Origin of the sequence: Nocardia grenadensis NBRC 108939 (assembly GCF_001613445.1) — a bacterium.
Taxonomy (GTDB): domain Bacteria; phylum Actinomycetota; class Actinomycetes; order Mycobacteriales; family Mycobacteriaceae; genus Nocardia; species Nocardia grenadensis.
On sequence record NZ_BDCJ01000041.1, the window covers coordinates 21,424 to 41,250 of the forward strand.

21 protein-coding genes are annotated in these 19,827 nt (G+C 67.6%); 9 read left to right on the plus strand and 12 right to left on the minus strand.

Going from position 1 to position 19,827, the window contains the following annotated elements; translation table 11 throughout:
• Nucleotides 1–8 precede the first annotated feature (8 nt).
• On the minus strand, nt 9–269 hold the full coding sequence (locus tag NGR01S_RS28610; RefSeq protein ID WP_063042330.1) for a hypothetical protein: 261 nt from the start codon (nt 267–269) through the stop codon (nt 9–11).
• A gap of 203 nt (nt 270–472) precedes the next feature.
• Between NGR01S_RS28610 and NGR01S_RS28615 the strand changes: the two genes are divergently transcribed.
• The 3 genes from NGR01S_RS28615 to NGR01S_RS28625 all read left to right on the plus strand — a co-directional run bounded on the left by NGR01S_RS28615 (nt 473) and on the right by NGR01S_RS28625 (nt 3,692).
• Nucleotides 473–1,027: a MobC family plasmid mobilization relaxosome protein gene (locus tag NGR01S_RS28615; protein ID WP_169811986.1), complete on the plus strand. Its 555-nt coding sequence runs from the start codon at nt 473–475 to the stop codon at nt 1,025–1,027.
• 7 nt (nt 1,028–1,034) lie between these two features.
• A complete protein-coding gene (locus NGR01S_RS28620; protein ID WP_063042335.1) occupies nt 1,035–2,846 on the plus strand; it encodes a relaxase/mobilization nuclease domain-containing protein in 1,812 nt (603 codons plus the stop codon).
• Nucleotides 2,847–2,939: 93 nt separating this feature from the next.
• On the plus strand, nt 2,940–3,692 hold the full coding sequence (locus tag NGR01S_RS28625) for a hypothetical protein (protein WP_063042337.1): 753 nt from the start codon (nt 2,940–2,942) through the stop codon (nt 3,690–3,692).
• Between the two features lie 83 nt (nt 3,693–3,775).
• On the opposite strand, the gene NGR01S_RS28630 is transcribed toward NGR01S_RS28625, so the two are convergent.
• On the minus strand, nt 3,776–5,362 hold the full coding sequence (locus tag NGR01S_RS28630) for a DNA cytosine methyltransferase (RefSeq protein WP_157107483.1): 1,587 nt from the start codon (nt 5,360–5,362) through the stop codon (nt 3,776–3,778).
• Between the two features lie 147 nt (nt 5,363–5,509).
• Between NGR01S_RS28630 and NGR01S_RS28635 the strand changes: the two genes are divergently transcribed.
• Both NGR01S_RS28635 and NGR01S_RS28640 read left to right on the plus strand, forming a co-directional pair.
• Nucleotides 5,510–5,728, plus strand: coding sequence for a hypothetical protein (locus tag NGR01S_RS28635; RefSeq protein WP_063042339.1), 219 nt, complete (start codon nt 5,510–5,512; stop codon nt 5,726–5,728).
• Between the two features lie 116 nt (nt 5,729–5,844).
• Complete coding sequence (locus NGR01S_RS28640) at nt 5,845–6,114, plus strand: hypothetical protein (RefSeq protein ID WP_157107484.1); 270 nt, start codon at nt 5,845–5,847, stop codon at nt 6,112–6,114.
• Between the two features lie 10 nt (nt 6,115–6,124).
• Here the strand turns inward: NGR01S_RS28640 and NGR01S_RS28645 are convergent, their stop codons facing one another.
• Nucleotides 6,125–6,451, minus strand: coding sequence for a hypothetical protein (locus tag NGR01S_RS28645; RefSeq protein WP_063042343.1), 327 nt, complete (start codon nt 6,449–6,451; stop codon nt 6,125–6,127).
• A gap of 22 nt (nt 6,452–6,473) precedes the next feature.
• Between NGR01S_RS28645 and NGR01S_RS28650 the strand changes: the two genes are divergently transcribed.
• Nucleotides 6,474–6,653: a hypothetical protein gene (locus NGR01S_RS28650; RefSeq protein WP_157107485.1), complete on the plus strand. Its 180-nt coding sequence runs from the start codon at nt 6,474–6,476 to the stop codon at nt 6,651–6,653.
• 76 nt (nt 6,654–6,729) lie between these two features.
• Nucleotides 6,730–6,915: a DUF6011 domain-containing protein gene (locus NGR01S_RS28655; RefSeq protein ID WP_063042347.1), complete on the plus strand. Its 186-nt coding sequence runs from the start codon at nt 6,730–6,732 to the stop codon at nt 6,913–6,915.
• A gap of 63 nt (nt 6,916–6,978) precedes the next feature.
• Here NGR01S_RS28655 and mobF read toward each other — a convergent pair whose 3' ends face one another.
• A complete protein-coding gene (gene mobF, locus NGR01S_RS28660; protein WP_063042349.1) occupies nt 6,979–11,661 on the minus strand; it encodes a MobF family relaxase in 4,683 nt (1,560 codons plus the stop codon).
• 269 nt (nt 11,662–11,930) lie between these two features.
• On the opposite strand from mobF, the gene NGR01S_RS28665 reads away from it, so the two are divergent.
• Both NGR01S_RS28665 and NGR01S_RS28670 read left to right on the plus strand, forming a co-directional pair.
• Nucleotides 11,931–12,815 (plus strand): alpha/beta fold hydrolase, encoded by an 885-nt coding sequence (locus NGR01S_RS28665; RefSeq protein ID WP_063042351.1) that lies wholly within the window; start codon nt 11,931–11,933, stop codon nt 12,813–12,815.
• Nucleotides 12,816–13,155: 340 nt separating this feature from the next.
• Nucleotides 13,156–13,386, plus strand: coding sequence for a hypothetical protein (locus NGR01S_RS28670; RefSeq protein WP_063042353.1), 231 nt, complete (start codon nt 13,156–13,158; stop codon nt 13,384–13,386).
• A 190-nt stretch (nt 13,387–13,576) separates the two neighbouring features.
• On the opposite strand, the gene NGR01S_RS28675 is transcribed toward NGR01S_RS28670, so the two are convergent.
• The 8 genes from NGR01S_RS28675 to NGR01S_RS28710 all read right to left on the minus strand — a co-directional run bounded on the left by NGR01S_RS28675 (nt 13,577) and on the right by NGR01S_RS28710 (nt 19,767).
• Nucleotides 13,577–13,849, minus strand: coding sequence for a hypothetical protein (locus NGR01S_RS28675; protein WP_157107486.1), 273 nt, complete (start codon nt 13,847–13,849; stop codon nt 13,577–13,579).
• A gap of 431 nt (nt 13,850–14,280) precedes the next feature.
• A complete protein-coding gene (locus NGR01S_RS28680) occupies nt 14,281–14,646 on the minus strand; it encodes a hypothetical protein (protein WP_063042391.1) in 366 nt (121 codons plus the stop codon).
• Nucleotides 14,647–14,971: 325 nt separating this feature from the next.
• Nucleotides 14,972–15,874: a hypothetical protein gene (locus tag NGR01S_RS28685; RefSeq protein WP_063042357.1), complete on the minus strand. Its 903-nt coding sequence runs from the start codon at nt 15,872–15,874 to the stop codon at nt 14,972–14,974.
• A 479-nt stretch (nt 15,875–16,353) separates the two neighbouring features.
• Nucleotides 16,354–16,701, minus strand: a complete 348-nt coding sequence (locus NGR01S_RS28690) for a hypothetical protein (protein ID WP_063042359.1) — start codon at nt 16,699–16,701, stop codon at nt 16,354–16,356.
• Nucleotides 16,702–16,876: 175 nt separating this feature from the next.
• Nucleotides 16,877–17,239, minus strand: coding sequence for a helix-turn-helix domain-containing protein (locus tag NGR01S_RS28695; RefSeq protein WP_063042361.1), 363 nt, complete (start codon nt 17,237–17,239; stop codon nt 16,877–16,879).
• 781 nt (nt 17,240–18,020) lie between these two features.
• Complete coding sequence (locus tag NGR01S_RS28700; protein ID WP_063042363.1) at nt 18,021–18,551, minus strand: hypothetical protein; 531 nt, start codon at nt 18,549–18,551, stop codon at nt 18,021–18,023.
• Nucleotides 18,552–18,624: 73 nt separating this feature from the next.
• Nucleotides 18,625–19,326, minus strand: a complete 702-nt coding sequence (locus tag NGR01S_RS28705; protein ID WP_157107487.1) for a hypothetical protein — start codon at nt 19,324–19,326, stop codon at nt 18,625–18,627.
• A gap of 135 nt (nt 19,327–19,461) precedes the next feature.
• On the minus strand, nt 19,462–19,767 hold the full coding sequence (locus tag NGR01S_RS28710; protein ID WP_157107488.1) for a hypothetical protein: 306 nt from the start codon (nt 19,765–19,767) through the stop codon (nt 19,462–19,464).
• Nucleotides 19,768–19,827 lie beyond the last annotated feature (60 nt).

Consider the following 19,827-nt stretch of genomic DNA (forward strand, 5'->3'; position numbering starts at 1 on the left):
TCCGGACTTTACTGGACTGCGTGCCGCCCAGGCACTGTTGGTGTCCGGCCGGCCATCGTGTCGGCCAGGGCCAACGTCGCGTGGATCTGGGCCTGGGCCTGGAGCGCGGTGACCCGCTGCCACATCGCCCGGTCCGCAGTCTCTCTGCCGCTGCTGTAGCTCAGCCACCCGCCGTCCCCGGGTAGGTCGGTCGTCGAATCGAGTGCGGCCTGCAGCTCCCGCCCCGCCTGCGCCGCGAGATCCGCGGCCAGTTCTGCATGCATCGTCATGCCCGGAAACCGTAGCGGTCGCTGTCCGCCGGCGGAGCCGAATTCCCTTGGTGTGGTCCCGATCCGAATGTCCTCATGCGCCGTACTGCTCGGGTATCCTGGTAGGTGAGAACGATGTCAGCGAGCTAGGTTTTAGGACCACTAACGTGGCCCCACCCCGGCCAGCGGGGTGGTCGCTGCGCTAGGCCGGAGGAGAGGTTGCGGTGGCAGGGGAGTCCAGTGATCTGCGTGCGCAGTCGCGCCGCCGGCGGCAAGCGAACGTGGCCGGAGGTCGACCACACAAGCCGCGGGTGCCGATGTCGGAGGACGAGCACGCGCGCCTGACCGCGCGAGCGGATGAGTTGGGGATCAGCGTGCAGCGGCTGCTGGTGGAAACCGCGATGGCGTCGCTGCCCGCCGAGGGCGCGGCGCCCGGGTCGCCGGGCCCGGCGCGCACGTCGTCGACGGAGCCGGGTCGTGCGTATGCGGCGTTGCAGCTGCTGGACTTCGATGGGCAGCTGCGCCGGATCGGCAACAACCTCAACCAGCTGACCCGGTGGTCGCATCAGCACGAGGAGCTCGCCGAGGGGCTCGGTATCGCGCTGGCGGCGGTGGTGCAGGCCAGCCTGAGCGTGGATGCAACCGCGCGGTGGGTGATGGGTTTGGGCCCCGCGGTGGCGCTTCCGGATCGCGAGGGCGGTGAGGTGCCGGTTCTGGATGTGGATGAAGAGGCGGCGCTGGCCAGCGAGTGGGCGCTGGCCGACGACGCGGACCGGTGAGGCTGCCGTGATCCCGAACATCAAGAAGGGCTCCTACATGCGGGACCTACTGGTGTATCTGGCGGGGAAGGGCAAGGAGAACGAACACCGCGATCAGCGTGTGATCGCCGGCGATGTGGTGACCCGGACGGTGTTCGGTGGCCGGATCACGACCGCGCAGGCGGCGGAGATGGCGCGGCTGCTGGATTCGCCGCGGCAGACCGTGCTGCGGGGTGAGCCGGTGCTGACCACCGATCGGGCCAAGGCCCGCACGCTGATGGCGCAGGGTATGGATCGGCGGGAGGCGATGCAGGCTGCGACCAAGGACGTGAACACCTGGCATTGCAGTTTGAGCCTGCGGCCGGAGGAGGGGCAGCTCAGCGATGAGAAGTGGGCTGCGATCGCTGACGACTTCATGGCGCTCATGGGCTTCGCCGGACGGGACGACGGTGTGCCTGATGTGCGGTGGGGTGCGATCGCGCACGGCCTGAACAAGGGCGGCGGTGACCACATCCATATCGCCATGGGGGTGGTACGGCCGGATGGTTCGATCGCGGACCTGTTCCAGGACTACACGCGGGCGCAGAAGGCGTGCAACGTGCTTGAACACCGGTACGGGCTCGAGGTTCTGGCCAGCCGGGAGGAGGGCGGTACCGAGCGGGCGACGACGCCGGCGGAGCGGGCTCGCCAGGAGCGTGAGGGCGCTCCGGAGACCGACCGGGAGGCGATGCAGCGTCGGGTGCGTGCGCTCGCCGTGGCGGCCAGCAGTGAGGCCGAATGGGTTCGGGAGATGCGCGCGGCCGGGATCATGCCCAAGGCCTACTACGAGAAAGGTGGCCGAGAGACCGTCACCGGCTACTCCGTGGAATGGCGCCCGGACCGCGGCGCGGATGGTCGGCGGGAGAAGACGCTGACGTTCTCCGGGCTGCGGCTGGGCAAGGACATGACGCTGCCGCAGCTACGCCGCTGGGCGGGCTGGGACCAGTCCCCGGAAGCGGCCGCCGAGGCGCTGGCCGAGTGGAACAAGGCCACCGATTCACGCGGCCGGCCGCAGATCTCCTCGCCGCTGGACGAGCAGCAGGCGATCGCCGAGCTGGCGCAGTGGAGCGCGTACATGCGCACCATCCCGGTCGACGACCGCGCGGCCTGGGCCGAAGCGGCCGGGCGCACGTCCGGGCTGTTCGCCGCGGCGAGCGCGGCCACCGAATACGCGCCCGGGCCGCTGGATCGGCTGTCGCGGCGGCTGGCGGCGGCCTCGGACCTGGACGCCCACAAGCGCCCGGAACGGCCGATACACGACACGCAGATCAAGGCGGTCGCGCGGATGCTGTGGATCAAGAAGGGCCAGAGCGCCGCCGATATGGCACTGATCTACGCGCTGATGGACTGCCTGCTGGCGGTCCGCGACATGATGGCGGCCACCGAACGCGCCCGCACCGCGGAGAAGGCCTCGAACGCCGCCCGGCAGACGCTGGCCGAGATCCACATGCGGGCAGACGGTATCGACCCCACCAAGCCCTACATCACCGAGAAGGGCTCCCCGCCGTGGCTGGCGCACACCCAGGCCGCTGTGGTCGTTGATGGACTCGACAGCGCAGCGGCGCAGGCCGATATGCGCGAGGCGTATGCGGCGTGGAACGCGCGTCGGCTGGCCTCGATGGAGGTCCTGCCCTACAACGAGCGCGGGCAGATCATCGAGCGCGTCCCAGCGCCGAAGACATCCCCTCCGATGCGGTCGCACGGGCAGAAAGCGAGCCCCACGCAGGAGGCGGCGCGCCGCCAGACCCCCGCTCCTCGGCGGACACCCGGCCGCGACACGGATCGTGGTTTCGGCCGGTGAGCACCGCAGGCAGGGCGTAGTCGGGGTCGGCGAACCTGTCGGATCCGTTGTCTACGCTGAGCCGGACCGCGAGAGCGACGAAGGGTGGTACCAGTGACCGAGCAGCACGTGCGTGCCGTCAAACTTGCAGGTGAGCTCGGCGTTGGTATCCGCAATCTGCAGATCGTGTTCCATGAGCTACGCATCACGGCGCCGAACGGCGCCTCTTGGGTCTCGTCGAAAGACGCTGCGCGATGCCGCCAGTGGTTCGAGAACGAACGTCGGCGAGTAGCCGAAGAACGGGCCGCACTCATCCGCCGCGAGAACGCTGCGGTACTCGACCGGTTCCGCGATACACAGGCGCCGCAGCGCCCGAAAATTGACGGCCCAGTGCCGCTGTACTCGTGTGCCTGCTGCGGACGCAGTGTCGGCCGGCCGTCGATCGAGATGATCGAATTCGGCGCGGACCTGTACTGCCCTCTCTGCGTGGAGCACTACGAGATACCCGACGAACCTCCTGATCGCGAACTCGAACGGCTGCGTGCACACGATGCCGACCTACGGGCCTATGCCCGTAAGGCGTGGGTGATGGCTACCGAGTACCGCGACAGGATGAAAGGCGCCTACCGATCCAGAGACACATGGCGGGCTTCGTTCGCCGAGGTCGTTCTCCCGCATGAGCCGGGCGAAGACGGAGCGTGCGTGACCTGTCGCCGGCCTGCACCGTGTGAGGTCTGGACTGCCCTTGAGGATTCCAACCGCGGTGTCTTCAAGGAGATGGAGAAACTCAGCGGACTGGAGGGCCGCGATCTGGAGTTGGCTCTCTACCCAGAACGAGTAACCGACCGCGACTTCGACAGGCTATAGGCGCGGACGAGAAGGATCGCCTTCACCAGACGTGACGGACCCCGGCGAGTAATGGTCGCCGGGGTCCGTCACGTCTGAAGGGTCTACGCGGTTGCGTAGCGTTCGATGTCCTCTCCGGTGATGGTCTCGACCAGGGCGCAGCCGAGTACTTCGGCGGCCGGTGGGGTGACGGCGTTGCCGTAGCCGCGGGCCTGGGTGCGTTTGTCTCCGATTGGTTTGAACTTGCGGGGGAAGGCCATTCCGCCCCGGATCTCGTCGGGTTCGAGCATTCTGAACGTGCACTCGTCGATCAGGCGGGCCGGGTCGATGCCGAGCAATCCGTGCCGGTCGCGGGTGGTGAGAGTGCCCAGCGGCTCATCCACCGGCCGGGGTATGCCGGTGCGGTAGTAGGGCACCAGCAGTGCGTCCCGGGCAGCCTCGGGGGTGCCCGGGGCCTGCACTAGGCCGTGGTGGAACCCGGCGGCGGAGAACGTGGCCAGCGGCTGGTCCACGCCCCGGGCGGATTTCTTGCTGCCACCACCGCGCAGGCTGGTGATGAACGGCGGGATGACCAGACCGAGTTCGCGGCGGGTGGTCTGCGTCGGCAACGGCCTCCCCACCATCCGGGCGGTGATCTCGGCGCGTTTGCTGGTCTGCACGATCATCGGGGGCATGACCAGCGCATCGGTTTCGCGGGTGGTGCGGGTCGGCATCGGTGCGGCCAGCGAGGCCGGCTCGCGCCGCCAGGTCCCGCCGGCGGGGGACAGGAACGGTTCGTTGGCGAACTTCTCCAGCCCGACCCGGATGCGGGCGAGGGTGTTGTCGGCCAACGGTTTGGCGCGGCCGCCGATCTTCTCGCCAGGGTCCAGGCTCCAGTCGATCACGGTGGAGGCGGGGGTGGTGTAGGGCTCGACCTCGGAGAACCGGCAGGTCTTGGAGGGGCAGCGGTAGGTGTACTGGCCGGAGCGGCCGTAGCGGCCCATCTCGATCCCGGGACGCTTCCAGGACTGCACAGCGTCGACCTCTCGATCGCAGGTCTCACACCATGCCCGGGGCCGCAGCCACTTGGCCCAGTTCGGGCGCCGGCCGAGGGATTTCAGCCAGTAGACCAGGTAGAGCCGGTCGCGGGACTGTGGTGCGGGGTCGGTGAGCCGGGGTATGACGTGCATGCTGTTCAGCGCGATCAGCTGGGTTTCGTAGCCGATCTCCTCGATCTCGCCGATCCAGCGCTGCCACTGGTCCCATTTGCGGCACTGGATGACGTTCTCCATCACCCCGCCCAACACGGGCTTCCCGCGACCGGCCATCGCGCGCAGATACCGCGGGATCTGTTCGACCAGGGCACGGCTGCGTGCGGCCGCCGGGTCCTCCAGGACCAGGCCCAGTTCGTCGTCGGCGAGCAGCGAGTACTGGTTGGACTGGTCGAAGTAGCGTTTGACGCCCTTCGCGTCGGTCCATGCCGGGCAGGCCGGTGATGCCCAGAACAGTTCGGTGTAGGGCAGTGTGGTCAGGTCGATCTCCTCGACATCGCCGGGCGGGAGGTGTTCGGCGTCGGGGAAGTTCAGCGAGTGGACCTGCACGCACACCTCGTTGTGGTTGGCGGCCAGCCGCAGGTCGATGCCGGGGACCTGCTCCCAGCCGAGCGAATCTCCGCCCCATCCGGCGAAATACACCGTGCTGCTCAGGCTCATGACCGGACCTCGCGTAGCGCGGTACTGCGGGGGTTGGGGTTCATCGTCATTTGCATCTCCGAAGGTGGAGGAATAGGACCCTTCAAGTATGCGTGAATGAGTGAATGCGCGCAATCCTTCATGCGCGCATAGTGCTACGCTGCTGTCATGGCTACAGGAACTCCCGGCGACAGCGCCGCCACCACCGTGAACTGGTCCGTCCGGCTCGATCCGGCCGACGCCGAGAGCTGGGACGACCTTCTGCACGCTCTCCGTCGTGAGACCGGCCGGCGCACGCTCACCAAGGCCACGCTCTTCCGAGCTCTGATCGATACTGCCGAGGACGCGGCTGCGCGGCGGCGGCTGATCGAAATCCTCACCGCCTGACCGCAGCCCGTCACCCCTCATCTGAGGTACTGCCGCGCGGGCTGCGCCCGCTTGCCACCGAGGTGGTGATCCCGGTCCGCCGTCGATAGTCGGTGTCACCGGTCATGATGGTGCGCATGGACCGCACGCAGCCGTTCCGGTTCGGGCCCGGCTCCTACCCGTGCCAGAACCCGCGGTGTCACATGGCCTATCACCCGATCCCGACGTGCCCCTACCAGCTGCCCGAACCGTCGCGCCCGTCCGCTTCGCGTGTCGGTGACGGTCGGCGGCGGATCGAGCAGCTGGAGCGGGAAGGGCGTCTCCCGCCGGTGGAGCCGATTCCGATGTGGTGGATTTGGTTGATCCCGCCGGCGCTGGTGGTCTTTCTCCTGCTCATGTTGTTCTGACCGGCGCCGCTCAGGGCTTCCGGTCCTCGTTCGGGGTCAGCGCGTGGGCGGGGCACCACTGGCGGGTTTCGACGTAGCCGCCGCGGTTGCCGGTCGGGATGGCGAGATGCACGTATCCGATCCAGCCGCCGGTCACCGAGCGGGCCCAGGCGTAGAGCAGGCCGGGCACGGTGGCGGTGGTGTCCAGGCCGGCGGTCTTGGTGCGCATCGAGATGGCGTCGCGGCGGAACCCCGGCGCGGGTGCGAGGACGACGTTCAGATCCACCAGGACCGGGGCCGGTGGGTCCAGGACACGCCGCAGGGGCGCGGAGAAGTCGTCGTTCCAGGCTTCGAACATTCTTTCGATTATGCTGCGTTGTGTGATCGAAGTCGGCGACCAGGTGCGCATCGGGCCCTCCGGTGAGTCGGTCTTCGTGGTGCGCGAGGTCGACCCCGACGAGGGCCGGGCGGTGATCGAGTCGATCGACGACTCCGCCGCAGGTAGATACTCATTCTCGATGCCGCTGGGTGCCCTGGTCCGGGTGGACTCCACCGGCTGACGGGGTCTCTACGCCGGGTCTGTGTCGGAGGGGCGTGCGATCCTCACGGCGTAGCCGAGCTGGCCGGAGGAGAGAGATGGCCGAAACCGACGAACGGCCCACCGTGAAGCTGGTCGCGGTCTGCCGCCGTTGTCACGGCTGGCTGTTGTCGCCGCGCTCGATCGCTGAGGGGATCGGGCCGACCTGCGCGGTCCGTGAGCGGGCCGAGCAGCGGGCGGCTGCGGCTCCGCCGCCGCTGGCTCTTTTCGACGTCGCGGCGTGAGACCGGTCGGAGTTCACCGATACGGCTGCGGCCTCAACTCTTACGACCATGGCCGACGGGATGTCACAGCCCGTACCCGTGGCTGCGGCTGGGCCCGGAATCGTGGGACGGGCCGCTGCGGCCCATCCGTAGATCAACGGCCCGGCTGCGGCTGGCCTGGGAGCGGGCCGACCCGCTGAACATGTATTCGATGTCCTGGTAGGGGTGGGGTTCGGTCGCTTCGGGCGGGCGTGAGAGCGCGGTGCGGAACGCAGCATGCCAGGCCTCGGGGTCGTGCGCGTCTTCGTGGGTGCTGCCGGCGGCGTCGTCGCGGAGGGCTTCTTCGATGCGGCGCTGCGGTTCGGGCATGTCGATGCGGCGTTGTTTTTCGTCAAGTACCTGTTGCATGCGGTCGCGGAGCTGCTGGTCGGCCTGTTCGTAGTGGGCTACGTTCCCTTCCTCGCTGGCCACCCTCTCCAAGCGCGAGGCCCGTTCGCTCTCGTAGTTCTCGATGCGGGCCTGGGCCTCGGTGAGTCTGGTATCCCAGATGAAGGAGCCGCCTGCGGTCTTCTCGGCCTTGGTCTTTGCTTCGCGTGCGGCGTCGGTGGCCTTCTCGAAGCCGGCCCGGGTTTTTTCGTAGCGGGCCAGGCTGTCGTCGTGCGCGGCCTGACGGTCGTTCTTCAGCCACCACTGCCAGCGCTTGACCTCACCGAGCAGTTCTTTGGCGGTCCACCACTGCTGGAAGTCGGCTCGCGCGGCCTGTTCCCACTTCTCGCGGGTGCTCTCGGCTTTGCGGGCGGCGGTGATGTCTGCGATTGTCGCTTTCGCCTGGTCATGGATCTTGTCGAGGTCGTCGACGAAGCCCTGGGCGGAGGCGAGCTTTTTGTTGGCCCGCCACCGATCCCGGTTGCTCCTGCGCCACTTGTCGTAGAGCTGGATCCCCTCGATACCGAGCAGAAACTCGGGGGTAGCGCGCAGCGGGTCGGCCTGCAGATACCGGCGCAGATGCTCTCGGTCACCGGGTTCGCTACGGGTGTCGGTCAGCCGCCAGTGCAGGGCGGCCGCAGGCTGTTCGTAGGGCAACGGCCGCAGAGCTGCCGCGGCCCGGACGTCGGCGGCGGTGTCGTGACCGGTGTCCTGGGCCTGGGACAGCTCGGCGGCCAGCACCGGCCAAAACGGGTCGGTGAGCAGACGCTGATCGACCTCACGCGCCAGCGGCGCCCACCGGCGGGTGTGGGTGTCGAGGCTGCCGATCTTCTCGGCGACCGCGCTGTCGAGGCGTTGCTGGGCGGCGCGTTCGGCGGTGGGGTAGCAAGGCGGCCCGGTGGGGCGGCGGTCGCTGTCGGGTATGGCGTGGGCGTAGCGCCAGATGGCCAGTTCGGCGAGCAGGTCAGGGCCGACACCGTGAATCGCGGCAGCCCACTTCGGTGCGCTGTCCGGAGTCCAGGCGCGGGCGGTCTGGCCGACGTTTTTGACCATGTGCGCGATCGTGAACCACTGGCCTTGCAGGTATTCGCCGTAGGTCGGTTCGGTGCGCAGCTGGTCGGGGAGTGCGGGCAGCCAGTCGATCGGTCCGCCGCCGGTGGGCCGGCCGATCCGCCAGTCCAGCACGGCAGCTTTGTCGTCGGCGGTGTCGAGCTCGCGGGCTTCGGCGGCGGTGGTGAGTTCGGCGATCGGGTCGCGGCCGTCCAGGGCGACCAGGTGCAAGGTCTGGCGCAGTACCGGCCAGGCTTGTTCGTAGGTGATCCCGGGGACCAGTCGTTCGGCGGCCGCGGTGAGCTGGGCGCGGTGCTGCTCGCCCAGGACCGCATCAGCGGTGAGGCCGAGAGCGTCGAGGTAGGCGTCGACCGAATACGCGAGCATGCGGCGCGGGTCGGCGGCTTCGCGGGCGGTGGTGGTCGCCGAGGTCTGGGTGCCCTCACGGGCGAGGATCTCGGTCATCAGATCCAGTGCGGTCGGCGGGTTGAGCGCCCGCCAGGTGTGCAGGTTGTCCGGGTCGTCGCCGGTGTCGGCGGTCGCCAGGTACAGGTGGGAGCCGTTGCGGGCCCGGGTGGCGAGTACGTAGAGCTGGGCGCGGGATTCCCGCCCGGTGAGGACTCCGTGACAGGTGTCGACGGTGAGGCCTTGGGCGGTGTCGATGGTGGTGGCGTAGCCGAGATCGACGTGTTCGGCGACGTAATCAGATGGGAGCGTGACAAGTTTCCCGGAGCCCAGGTGCGCGGCGGTGACCCGGCCGTCGGGGTGGACGGTGCGGACCTGCCAGCGGTAGCCATTGCGGACGTGGTCGGTGCGGGAGAACCAGAGTCCGTAGTGGTTTCGGCGGGTGGTGACGATGTCGCCGGCCGAGGCGGCCAGACCGTCGCCGAGCAGCACTTCGGGTCCGGCCGGGGCGCCGCTGCGGGTGAGGCGTTCGTCGCGGGCCAAGGCGTTGAGTTGGCCGACCAGGTCGCGGGTCGGGGCGAGCAGGATGCTGTCGTGACCTTGGGCGGTGTCGGCGCGCCAGCCCCGCCAGGCCGAGGCGATGGCGTCGCCCAGGGTGCCGACGTGCAGGCGATTGTGGTCGGCGTAGTAGGCGACCGCAGCCGGATCTCCCTCGCGCAGTGCGAGGCTGGCGGCCTGCTCACCCGGATCGGAAAAGCGGACCACACGGGTGAGGGTGGGGGCTCCGGCGTGGTGGACGATATCGCGGATCACTCCGCCGGCGGCCACCGACGCCAGCTGCCGGTCATCGCCCACCGCGCGGATACTGGCACCCCGGTCCAGCAGCCACGACACCGCCGCATCGAATCCCAGGGTGGAGGTTTTCGCGACCTCGTCGAGCACCACCAATGTGTCGGGCCCGATCGAGCGCACCCACTCGGGCAGCTCGGATTCCGGCCGCTCAGCGCGGGTGAGGGTGAGCAGCATATCCACGGTGGCGCAGTGATGGCCCAGATCTTCTTGCAAGTTCGCGGCCGCCGCGCCGGTGGGGGCCAGGCCTACCACGGTGCCGCCGTCGCTGGTCCAGGCGCGGGCCAGGGTGGTGACCGCGGTGGTTTTGCCGGTGCCGGCGGGCGCGATCGCGACCTGCAGCCGGGCACCGGATCCGGCGAGTTCGCGCACCATCGCCTGCTGCTCGAGGTTGAGTTCGGCGCCGTCGTGGTTGGCCGCGAACTCCACCAGCGCCGCGTCCACCGCGCTGGCCGGGAGGGTGCGGCCGCCGGTTTGCAGGCTCGCCGCGATCAACCGCTGCTCGGCGGCCACGATGTCGGGGCTGGTGTAGAGCTGGGCGCGGGTCGGGGTGTAGACGCTGGTCCCGTCGCTGCGGGCCAGCACTCCGGGCGCGGTCCCGGGGTCCGGAGTTCCGCGCGGGATCGACAACGGTGGAGACAAGGCGGCGTCGAGGACCTCATCGAGCAGGGTGGCCCACCGGTGCGGGTCGACGCGGCCGCGGAGCTGGCGTTCGGTCTCCGAGCGCAGGTGGTTGATCTGCCAGGTCGCCCGGGTCTCGGCCACCCTGCCCACCACCTGGGCGGCAACCTCGCGGGCATCGAGAGGTGCACGGTCGGGTGTCGGGTGATTCAGTGAGGCAGCCAGCATGATCCGCACCGCATCGGCGCCCAGCAGCTGCTCGGCATCGCGACGCCACTGCGCACGCTCCTCGGCGCGGGTGCGCCCCGTCAGCTTCTCCCCGCGAGTCTTGAGGGTGGCTTCTTGGGCCAGGTCATAGAGGTTATTCGGGGTGGGTTCGCGGCCGTGATCGGCGAGGAACTGCGCGCTGCGACGGGCCAGTTCGGCCTTGATGGCCGTCGAGCGTTTCGACCACGCCTCGGTCAGCCGCAGGTCCACGCCCACGGCCTCGCGGACCGGGCGCTTACCGCGGCGGGCGGCCCGGTCGGCGAACTGCATACCCAGCCGCAGCTCGAGATGGTGTTCCAACCGGGTGTTGTACAGCTCGGAGGCGGTGACCTTGAACCGGTACATCGCCTTGCCGTCGATGCAGCCCCACTTCCCATCCGGGCGTTTCACCAGGTTCGACACCACCATGTGCGTATGCAGCAGCGGGTCGCCGGCCCGGGAGGAGCGGTGATCGAACATCGTCGCGATCAAGCCGCCCTCGACCTCGATCTGGCGCACACTGTTGCGGCCCACCCGGGTCCGCAACACATCACGCTCGAGGAAGGCCACCGTGTCCCGGATCGCGTCGTAGTGCGCGCCCTCGATCTCGGCGGCGACCTCCGGTGTCCCCAACGCCCACACCGCCGCCACACTTTTGACCGGGGTGAACGTGCAGTCATACCCCGCCACCGAGCGCCGCGACGGCTGCGAGGCGCGCGCGATCCACCCCGAGAGTTCCCGCTCGTTCAACGGGGCCCGGCCGGTCTCCTCGGTGAACATCCGGACCGCGACCTCGGTGCTGATCCGGGCCCGCTGCTCGGCGGGGATCGGGGCGTAGTCGACGCGGCCCTGCTCGACGTTGTATTCGGCGTAGGCGCGGGTGCATTCCTGCCGGTAGGAGAACTCGTCGACGGTGTGGACGTGGAACGGCCGGCCCAGCCGCACCGACCGCAGCGCACGGGCTTTCGCCTCGCTGTAGGGGATCTTCTCCGCCGCCATCGTCGCGGTGATCGCCGAGATCCCGCGGCGGTCGCCGCCCGCCGCACCCACGGGCCGCTGCCTACCGTCGACGACTTCGCCGGGGCCATCGTCGCCGCGATCGACGCCCCCGCCACCGCGGGACACACCTTCCTCGTCGGCGGGCGCGACTACCTCACCACCACGATGCACTGAACCGACGCGACCCGCTGGTGTCCGCGAATGGATGGTTGATGGACAGATGGCCCGCAGAAACATCGTTGACCAGCGATGATCCAACGCTGCAATGTTCAGGAATGCATCAATTTGTGGACAATTTCGAACCGTGTCCGCTCGGCACCCGATCCTCGGCGGCACGGCCTTCGATGCCGATGCCGTGGCCGAAAATATCCACCGGGGCCAGAACATGGAGGGGACAATAGGGATATGGACGAGATCGGTGGTGCGGAGGCCAGGGTCTGATGCGACCCCAGTCCACTACACCCGAGAGCCTGCGGGCGGCCGGTACACGGGAGATCACCGTGCGGGGCCGGCGGGCCCGCTACCTCGATGAGGGGGCGGGGGTCCCCGTACTGCTGATCCACGGGACCGCACGCAGCATCGAAGACTGGATCGAACAGCATCGGCTGCTCGCCGACCGCGGGCTGCGGGTCATCAGCGTGGATCTGGCCGGCTACGGAGAATCCGCCCCCCTGAGCGAGCGATACAGTCTTCCCGCGCTGGCGGAGTTCGTCGAAGACTTCCTCGACGCCCTGGAAATCGCGGAGCCGGCGCACGTGGTGGGCAACTCCTTGGGAGGTGCCATCGCCATGCAACTGGCCGCGCAAGCGCCCGGCCGGGTTCGCTCGCTGGTCCTTGCCGCCCCCGCCGGATTCGGCCGAGAAGTCGCCCTTTCGTTGCGGCTGCTCACGATCCCGCCGCTGGGCCGCCTGGTAACGCGTACGTGGAGTCCGCGCACCGCGCGGCGCCTGGAGAAGTCGTTGTTCTACGACGCCGCGATGGTGACCCCGGAACGGGTCCAACTCGGGTATCGCCTGGCCCGGCGTCCGGAGGGGACGCGGGTTCTCCTCGAGACCTTGACCTCGCTGGGTGGCCCGAGGGGCGCACACGCCGGCTGGCGCACGACGCTACTCGACGTTATGGCCGATCGTGCCGTGCCCACGCTTATCGTCTGGGGCGACAAGGACCGCATTCTCCCCTTCGCGCATCTCGACGCTGCCCGGACGCGCCTTCCGCACATCCACACCCACCTGTTCAAAGACACCGGGCACGTGCCACAGATCGAACGTGCCGACGAGTTCGCGGCGCTGGCGACCGAATTCTGGTCAGGCATCTCACCGGCATAGCGAACCGATCAAGGCCGGTATCCGCCTGGACCAACGGCAGGGCTGAACAGACGACCCGTCGGTGTTCGCAAAGGGGTCGTTGATGAACGAGTGGATCGGGCTAAACATAGATGACCAGCGATGATCCAGCGCATCAACGTCCAGGAATGCATCAATTTATGAACATGGCGCGGCGGCTGTGAGCAACAGCAAGTAGCGGAAGGCTCGTTGGTCAGCATGGAATCGGGAAGGCAAGGATGTTCACGGAATGCGAAAAGTGAAGTGCGCGTGTAACAAAGCCGGCCAAGCCGTCGATGAGCGTTCGGATCCGCTCCCGCGGATCGAAACCTTGTAGGAAGGCATGTTCCAGATGAACCGTGTTTCCCGGATCAGTGTCGGCGCGCTCCTGTTCGGCGCCGTACTGCTGCCGATGGCGCCCGCGCAGGCCCAGACCATCGCGCAGCCCGCCACTGGAACGCTGTCTGCAACCCGGTCGGTCGCCAACGACGGCACCGGCTCGTCCACGCAATCGCTAATCTGCACGATCCTGCGGCTGGTGCACATGAACCAGGGCCCCGCACAGTGCCAGTAGCCTCTTCGATGCCCTGCAGCCAGGGCGTGTAGCGAGGTAGTTGAGGGGGGTGGCACCGCGTACGCGGTGCCACCCTCAACAGTCTTGACCAGCCGGAAGCCCCCGCCGCGCCAACGGGTATGGGGCACCGACCACAGATCCTTCCGGGCCCGCCCCGCTGATACGGGCAGTAACTGGCGCCCGGATCGGCCTAAGAGGCGCAGCCGATTTCGCGGCCGACATCGGCGGGGACTCCATGCCTGTTCACGCAGTCGAGGCCCTCGCCGACATCGATCACCCGCCAGTGGGTGTGCCCGTCCTGTTCGGAGTACTCGAACAGGTACATGACCGGGTGCAGAGTGCCTTCCGGATACGACATCGCCGAGGCGAAGGAGCCGCTGCATCGTGCTTGCTCGAGACGGGCCAAGGGATAGCGAGGCAAGCCCGTCATCCGCAACGTGGTGATCAAGTACTCATCGGTCACCTCAGCGCAGGGATCGGCCACCGGCGGAGCGGGCGACTCTGGAGGATCGGCCACCGGCGACGCAGCCGGCGGTGCGGGCACAGCCGATGGATCAGGCGCCGGCGCTGCGGCCGGGGGTGCGGGCACAGCCGAAGGACCGGGCGCCGCAGAAGCAACGGGCTCGGTTCCTCCCTCGGCGGGCTCGGGGGTTTCCGTCCCCGAGGTGGTGGCCGCGACGGTACCCGGTGCCGATGCCCTCGGGGTTTCGCTTTCCCCACCACACGCTGAGACAGATATCGCGCAGGCGGCTGTAAACGCGGTGAGTAGTGCGGTTCGGGTCACGAGATCTCCCTGGTATGGCCCAACCTCAGGACCGCCACGGTAAGGCGCGGCACTGGAAGCCGGGATTTCGAACGGTTCGTGTTGTCGGGCCCGACGCGGTAGGGAAAGGCTCAGTCCCGGTAGATCGTGACGTAGGCGTTGGTGGCGGTCCCGACGCTCATCGGGCCCAAGCACGAGGCCGTGCCGTGTCCGGACGGGCCGAACGAGCCACTCCACGAACCCTGGTACGCGCCGATGGTCACGAGCGGAAAGGCGTTCGGCATGGGGTGCAGGCCGAAACACTCCACGATCAGCGCGTACTCCCGGCCCGCGGGGCCGTCGTCGTGGCAGGCCGCCGACGCGCCGGTGAAGTCCCGCGTGACAGTACAGTCCTGCGGCGCGGCCTGAGCCGACCCGGCCCCGAACACCGTGGCGAAACCCGACACCACAGCGGCGGCCACCACAGCCCGCACAGCGACCATTGCCTTGCTATTCATATGAAACCCCTTCTCCCACATTGCTTCACTGTCGCCTGATCATCGATGGCCAACCGCGAGTCGTTACCGGAAGAAACAACACAGCAGCCGCACCCGGTCTGTTCCGCCCCCCGGCCGCCGGCAACCAGGCACGGATCAGCTCCGCTCCGGGCACCCGGACCATGCCATCGAGACCGGGTTGGGGGACGCATCCACCCGGGCGTTTCCGCCCACGCCGAAGGTTCGCGATATCCATCGTTTTAGAGACTCTCGGTGGAGGTCTGGACTGGCTCGGCTGGGGCCGCGTCGGATCTCTTCGGAGATCATCCGGCGATCAGGGTGCGGATCATGGGGATTCAATCTCCTGAAGGATCACACGCTGCTGCTGGAAAGGGGGTGTCGCCGGATAGGGTCGGCCGCGGGATTTCCACCAGACAGCGCATGACGATGGTGAAGGCACGGCCGCTGCGACAGTCTTATACATCGGCATCCAGATCTCCGGATCGAGCGGACCGCCATCCAATGGGAGCGGCGTATCCGGGTCAACGGCTGCGTACGCCCGGACCGGATTAGTGAAGACGGTTCGCTTCACTACGACCTCGCGTTCGAACAGCTCGCTGTCGACGGTGAGAACTCCTTCCTCAACGAGCATCCGGACTAGAAGCAGGGTCAGCTCCGTGCAGTCGACGATCCGTGTCACGATTCCTGCGGCTGCCTTGTAGCGCTGCTCGATGCTGAGTCCCTTCGACTCCGTCTCCTTGTCGTCAGCGTGTACGACATCGCCGTACAGCCACGCGTACATGAGGTCCTGGTCCGAAGCAGCGCCCTGGTCCGTCACGATGTAGTACGCCTGGGCAGACGCGTCGCGTGTCGCCACAGCCGCCCACACTTTGTGCCACTCTCCGATCGGCAATACGTAGTCGGGGAAGTCCGCCGCAGGCACGAGGGCCGCGATGGAATTGAGCACCTTGGAGTAGTGGAGTTCCTCGCTGTCGAGAATGAGCGGCCGGATCCGGGCCGCGAGGGATTCAAGCAGCTCTTCCGCCGGAAACTCCTCGCGATGGACGTAGGTGACTTCACCGGTCCGGTGGTTATGTGTCACCGACACGTTCATCTGCCCGACGTGCAGTTTCTCGAGAAGTTGCTTCTGCTCGCGCCATAGCGAGTGGGCTGTGATCCGGCGGGCACGAAGCACGAACGCCTTCAGCCTCTGCTCATGAGTGAAGCTCTGACGCTTCGGTTTACCCATAGCAGGATCGTAGGCTCCAGGTAAGCGGAACCTATCGGCCTTCACCTCTGGGCAGCCAGACCGATATTGCGACAGGCTTACGCGACGTGATCCACCGAGCTTCATCCTGGTCGATGCGCTGTGTCTCGAATCCTTGGTTACGAGACGACGCGCGTAGTCGACCTGGCGGCCGGACCGGTTGGGGCGAAGACTGGAGCAGGGGCACGAGGAAGGAAGGTGTCATGTCCAAGTCCGGCGGAAAGGGCGGCGGGAAGATGACCACCGCCGCGGCCTCACGCATTCAGTCCGCATCGGCGAAGAACTCAAGCAGCAGCTCGGCGAAATCGGGCTTCGCATCCCGGGCCCAGTCCAGCGCAGCGAAGGGCGCCGGTGGAAAGGGATCCGGGAAGAAGTAGGGCTCTCGATTGGGTATCCGGATGGGGGTAGCCGTAGCATCGGCCGAATTTCGGGCGGATATGCCGTAGTCGGCTCCCCCCCCCTCAGAGGGGTTCGAGCATTGGGAAGCCCGCGACCCACTTTTCGAGTTCGCTCTCAACCTGGAGCTTCTCGACCAGTTCGGAACTGGCCGGCCACGGCGCGCCGGTGATCGAGATGGTGCGGCGCGGTACCTCTTCGACCTCAGCGGACCAGAACGTGTGATCGACCTTCGTCACCGTCACATTCAGATTCCCGGCACTTCCCTCGAAGCTGAGGTCATCGCCTACGCGAGGCAGAGCCAGCCCGTTGACGACAAATCCGATGTCGTCCTTGCCGGGGACCGGAATCCAAAGGTCATACCGGGCCGGGCCGACCAGGGACAGAGGTTGCGCAGTCTCATCGAGTGTCACGATCTACATCGTCGGCTACCCTCTTCGCCTCTGTACCCGGATTGCCCGACCAGGGACGAGATAGGTTCCTCCGGCCGTAGCCACCCTCATCGGTCACGCCGACATGAAATCACCTGAAGGCCAACTGCTCGATGTTCCGCGCGCTCAGCGCCGGATCGGGCCGACAACAAAGCCCTCAACGGCCCGGATGCTCCTCTCGCCCGCCGGGTTCGGTCCGGGCGATTCCGGCGGCGGTGAGTTGGTCGAGGACCCGCTGCACCGTGGATGGGTCGACCCCCGCGACGGCCGCGAGATCCTCGGCCGGCCACGGCCCGGGTCCGTGCCGTTCGACGACGCCGAAGAGCTGCTGGGTCGCCGCCAGGTCGTGGATCTGCTCCGCGATGGGGCGCAGCTCGGCGAGCAGGGCATCGAGCCACTCCGCCATGGCGCCGTCGTGCTCGTGCGCGCGTTCGTGCTCGGCCTGGGTGACCAGGCCGTCGAGAATGGCCGCTGCCTCGGTGATGGGTCTGTTGCGGCGCGCGTCCTCGTCCGCACCCATGCCTTCGAGTGTCCTCCGCCGCTGGCCGGGCTGCCGCACCCGGTCCGGCGGAAGGGGTGGCGGGTTCTCGCCGCCCTTGCACCGGTGGAATTTTTACGTGGGGAACTACGTGGGGAGTTACGTGCGGTTTTACGTGGGCCGATCAAAACACCCCACGGGCGTCTGGACGGAAAGGCCCCGCGACCTGCGCAGGGGTGGAACGGGGGTTACCCAGGAATGTATGTCTCTTATACATAGAGAGACATACTCCGGACAGGGCGCCGTGTCCGTTCGGAGGTGCCTGGCGGGTTTTCGCCACCGCTGGTCCGATGAGATTTTTTCCGTGCCGTATTCGGTGCTACCCTCGGTGCCCTATTCCGTGATGTGATCAAAACACATCACCTTTACTGGCCGGAAATGCCCGGTGACCTGCGGCGGAGGTGGAGGGGGTCACCCAGGATTGTATGTCTATATACATAGAGACATACATCCGCCGTACAGAGACTTTCCGCGGCGTCGGACGATGATCAGCATCTGAGCGGGGAAGAATCGGGGAGTGAGCCACCTGCTCCGACCGCCGTGTCGGTGGCCGATGAGATATTCGACTGCATGGCCTTTCCCGGCACCGACCTCACTCCACCGTGCTGCCACAGCGTGACCATCACCGCACTGCACGACTGGAGCTGCCCGAACTACCAGCCGCCTGCGCCCCCAGCGCCGGCCTGGGTTTGGTACGAGGACTTCGGAGACGATCCCTCCGACTCCCACGGAGATTGAACCCGCTCGTGCGGCGAGCAGGTCCTCACGCCTGTGGTTCAACCTCGGGGCCGCTCGCAGGAAGCATGGCCCCGAGTGGGTTTTCCGGTGGCCGGCTCGCCCGGAGGAAGGTTGCCGCCATTGCGCCCGACAGGATCATGCAGAACCCGGGGACGCCTTTGACCAGGGTCGCGGCACTCGGGTGTAGTTGCTGCGGCAGATCGGCGATGTACAGCGTGCTGCCGCCCATCGCGAGTACCGCCCCCGCGGTGGCGACAGTGGCGAACAGCCAGCGGGCTTCGCTCGGGTACCACTCGGGCACGAGCCGGACCCAGCAGTAGACGGCGAGCGTGGTGGTGGATGTGACCGCGACCGGCCACACCGCTGCCTCCCAGTTCGAGGCGCCCGCCAGCCGAGCCCACCGCATCCCGAATATCGCGCACGTGACATACATACTCACGCCGGTGAGGGCGAGCACGGCGGTCACCGGCAAACGGGCGACGAACTGGCGGTGATACCGCCGCTTGAACTCCTCTGTCTGCTGCTGGAGATCTCGAGCCCATGGTCTATCGGTCATGTCGAACACTCCTGGATGCGAAGGAAACACGGCCCCTGGAGGACCGCACAGACTGCGGCCCGGCGAAGAACACTCACGCTGTGTTCGGGGTCCGGGAGACGATGGTGATACCGAGTTCCTCGGCTCGGCCGCCCTCGGCCAGATGCTCGTCGGTGATGTCGGTGAGGGTGGTTTCCGCGCCCGCTCGGCGGGTGTGCAGCGAGACGTGAGGCGGTTGGCCGCGCAGGCCCGAGATCACGAGCACCCACAGCGGACTCGGTCCGACGTCGGCGGGTTCGGGGCGGCGGCTGAATCCCGGAGGGCCGATACGATCGAAAATCTCCTGTTGGCTCGCGACGATGCCGCGTCGTTTGAGCCGCTGCGCCACTTCGCGTTCGGTCGCGCTGGTCGCGGCGGTCAGCTCGTCCCAGCTCGCTTCGCGCTGCCAGCCTTCCAATAGCGCGGAGTCCATGGCCTCGCTCCAGTACAACCTGTTCGCCGCGGCGGCGTGAGTACGAAGGTGCTGCTCCCAGTCGTACTCGGGGTCGTTGTACAGCTCGACGCCGAGCAGTTGCACCGCCAACCGCTTGCTGTTTGCTTCGGCCCGCCGTTCGGGCGGCAACAGCAGGTGGCATCGGGACCGGATCGCGCCGTCGGTGCGCCCGAACTCCGCCGCCAGCTCCATCACCTGTTTCCCCGCCCGTACCTGCTCCACCAGGCGCCGGCACTCTGCTGTTGTCCAGGGCTGCCCCGCTCGGGTTATGGCCATCCCCTCCGGTTCGTATGTCTCCGTCATGTGACCCCATCCATGTGATCCCCTGCGGGCCTTGGCTTCTCGGCCCCGCGACGTACCACGTTGAGTATCACCCGACACCCCGACACAGCAGGCCCGGTTGACGGACCCGTGACCGAGGATCGGTGAATTACGGTGTCAGCGTTCGCGACCGCGGCCGGTATCGCGCCGCCGTTCGCGCTGAAGCTGCGCGGCAACGGAGCGGCCGATAGCCTGGGCGTCGTCGATCCGAGCCTGGTGCTGTGCCGCGGCCAAATGGGTCATTGCCTCATTGCGCAGTGCGATCAGCTCCAGCCGCTGCCCAGCCGCGAGTTCGGCGTGCTCGAAGTCGTGATTGAGGCGGCGGATCTGCCGCTCGACAGCCGCCAGCTCGGACATCCCGAGTGCCGGTTCATCCCGCAGCATCTCCAGATACCACCCATAACGCTGCTCGAAAGACTCCACTGCGACACCCTCCCCAAACCCCGAGTTCAGCCTGATCTTCCGAGAGTACGTTGCCCGCAC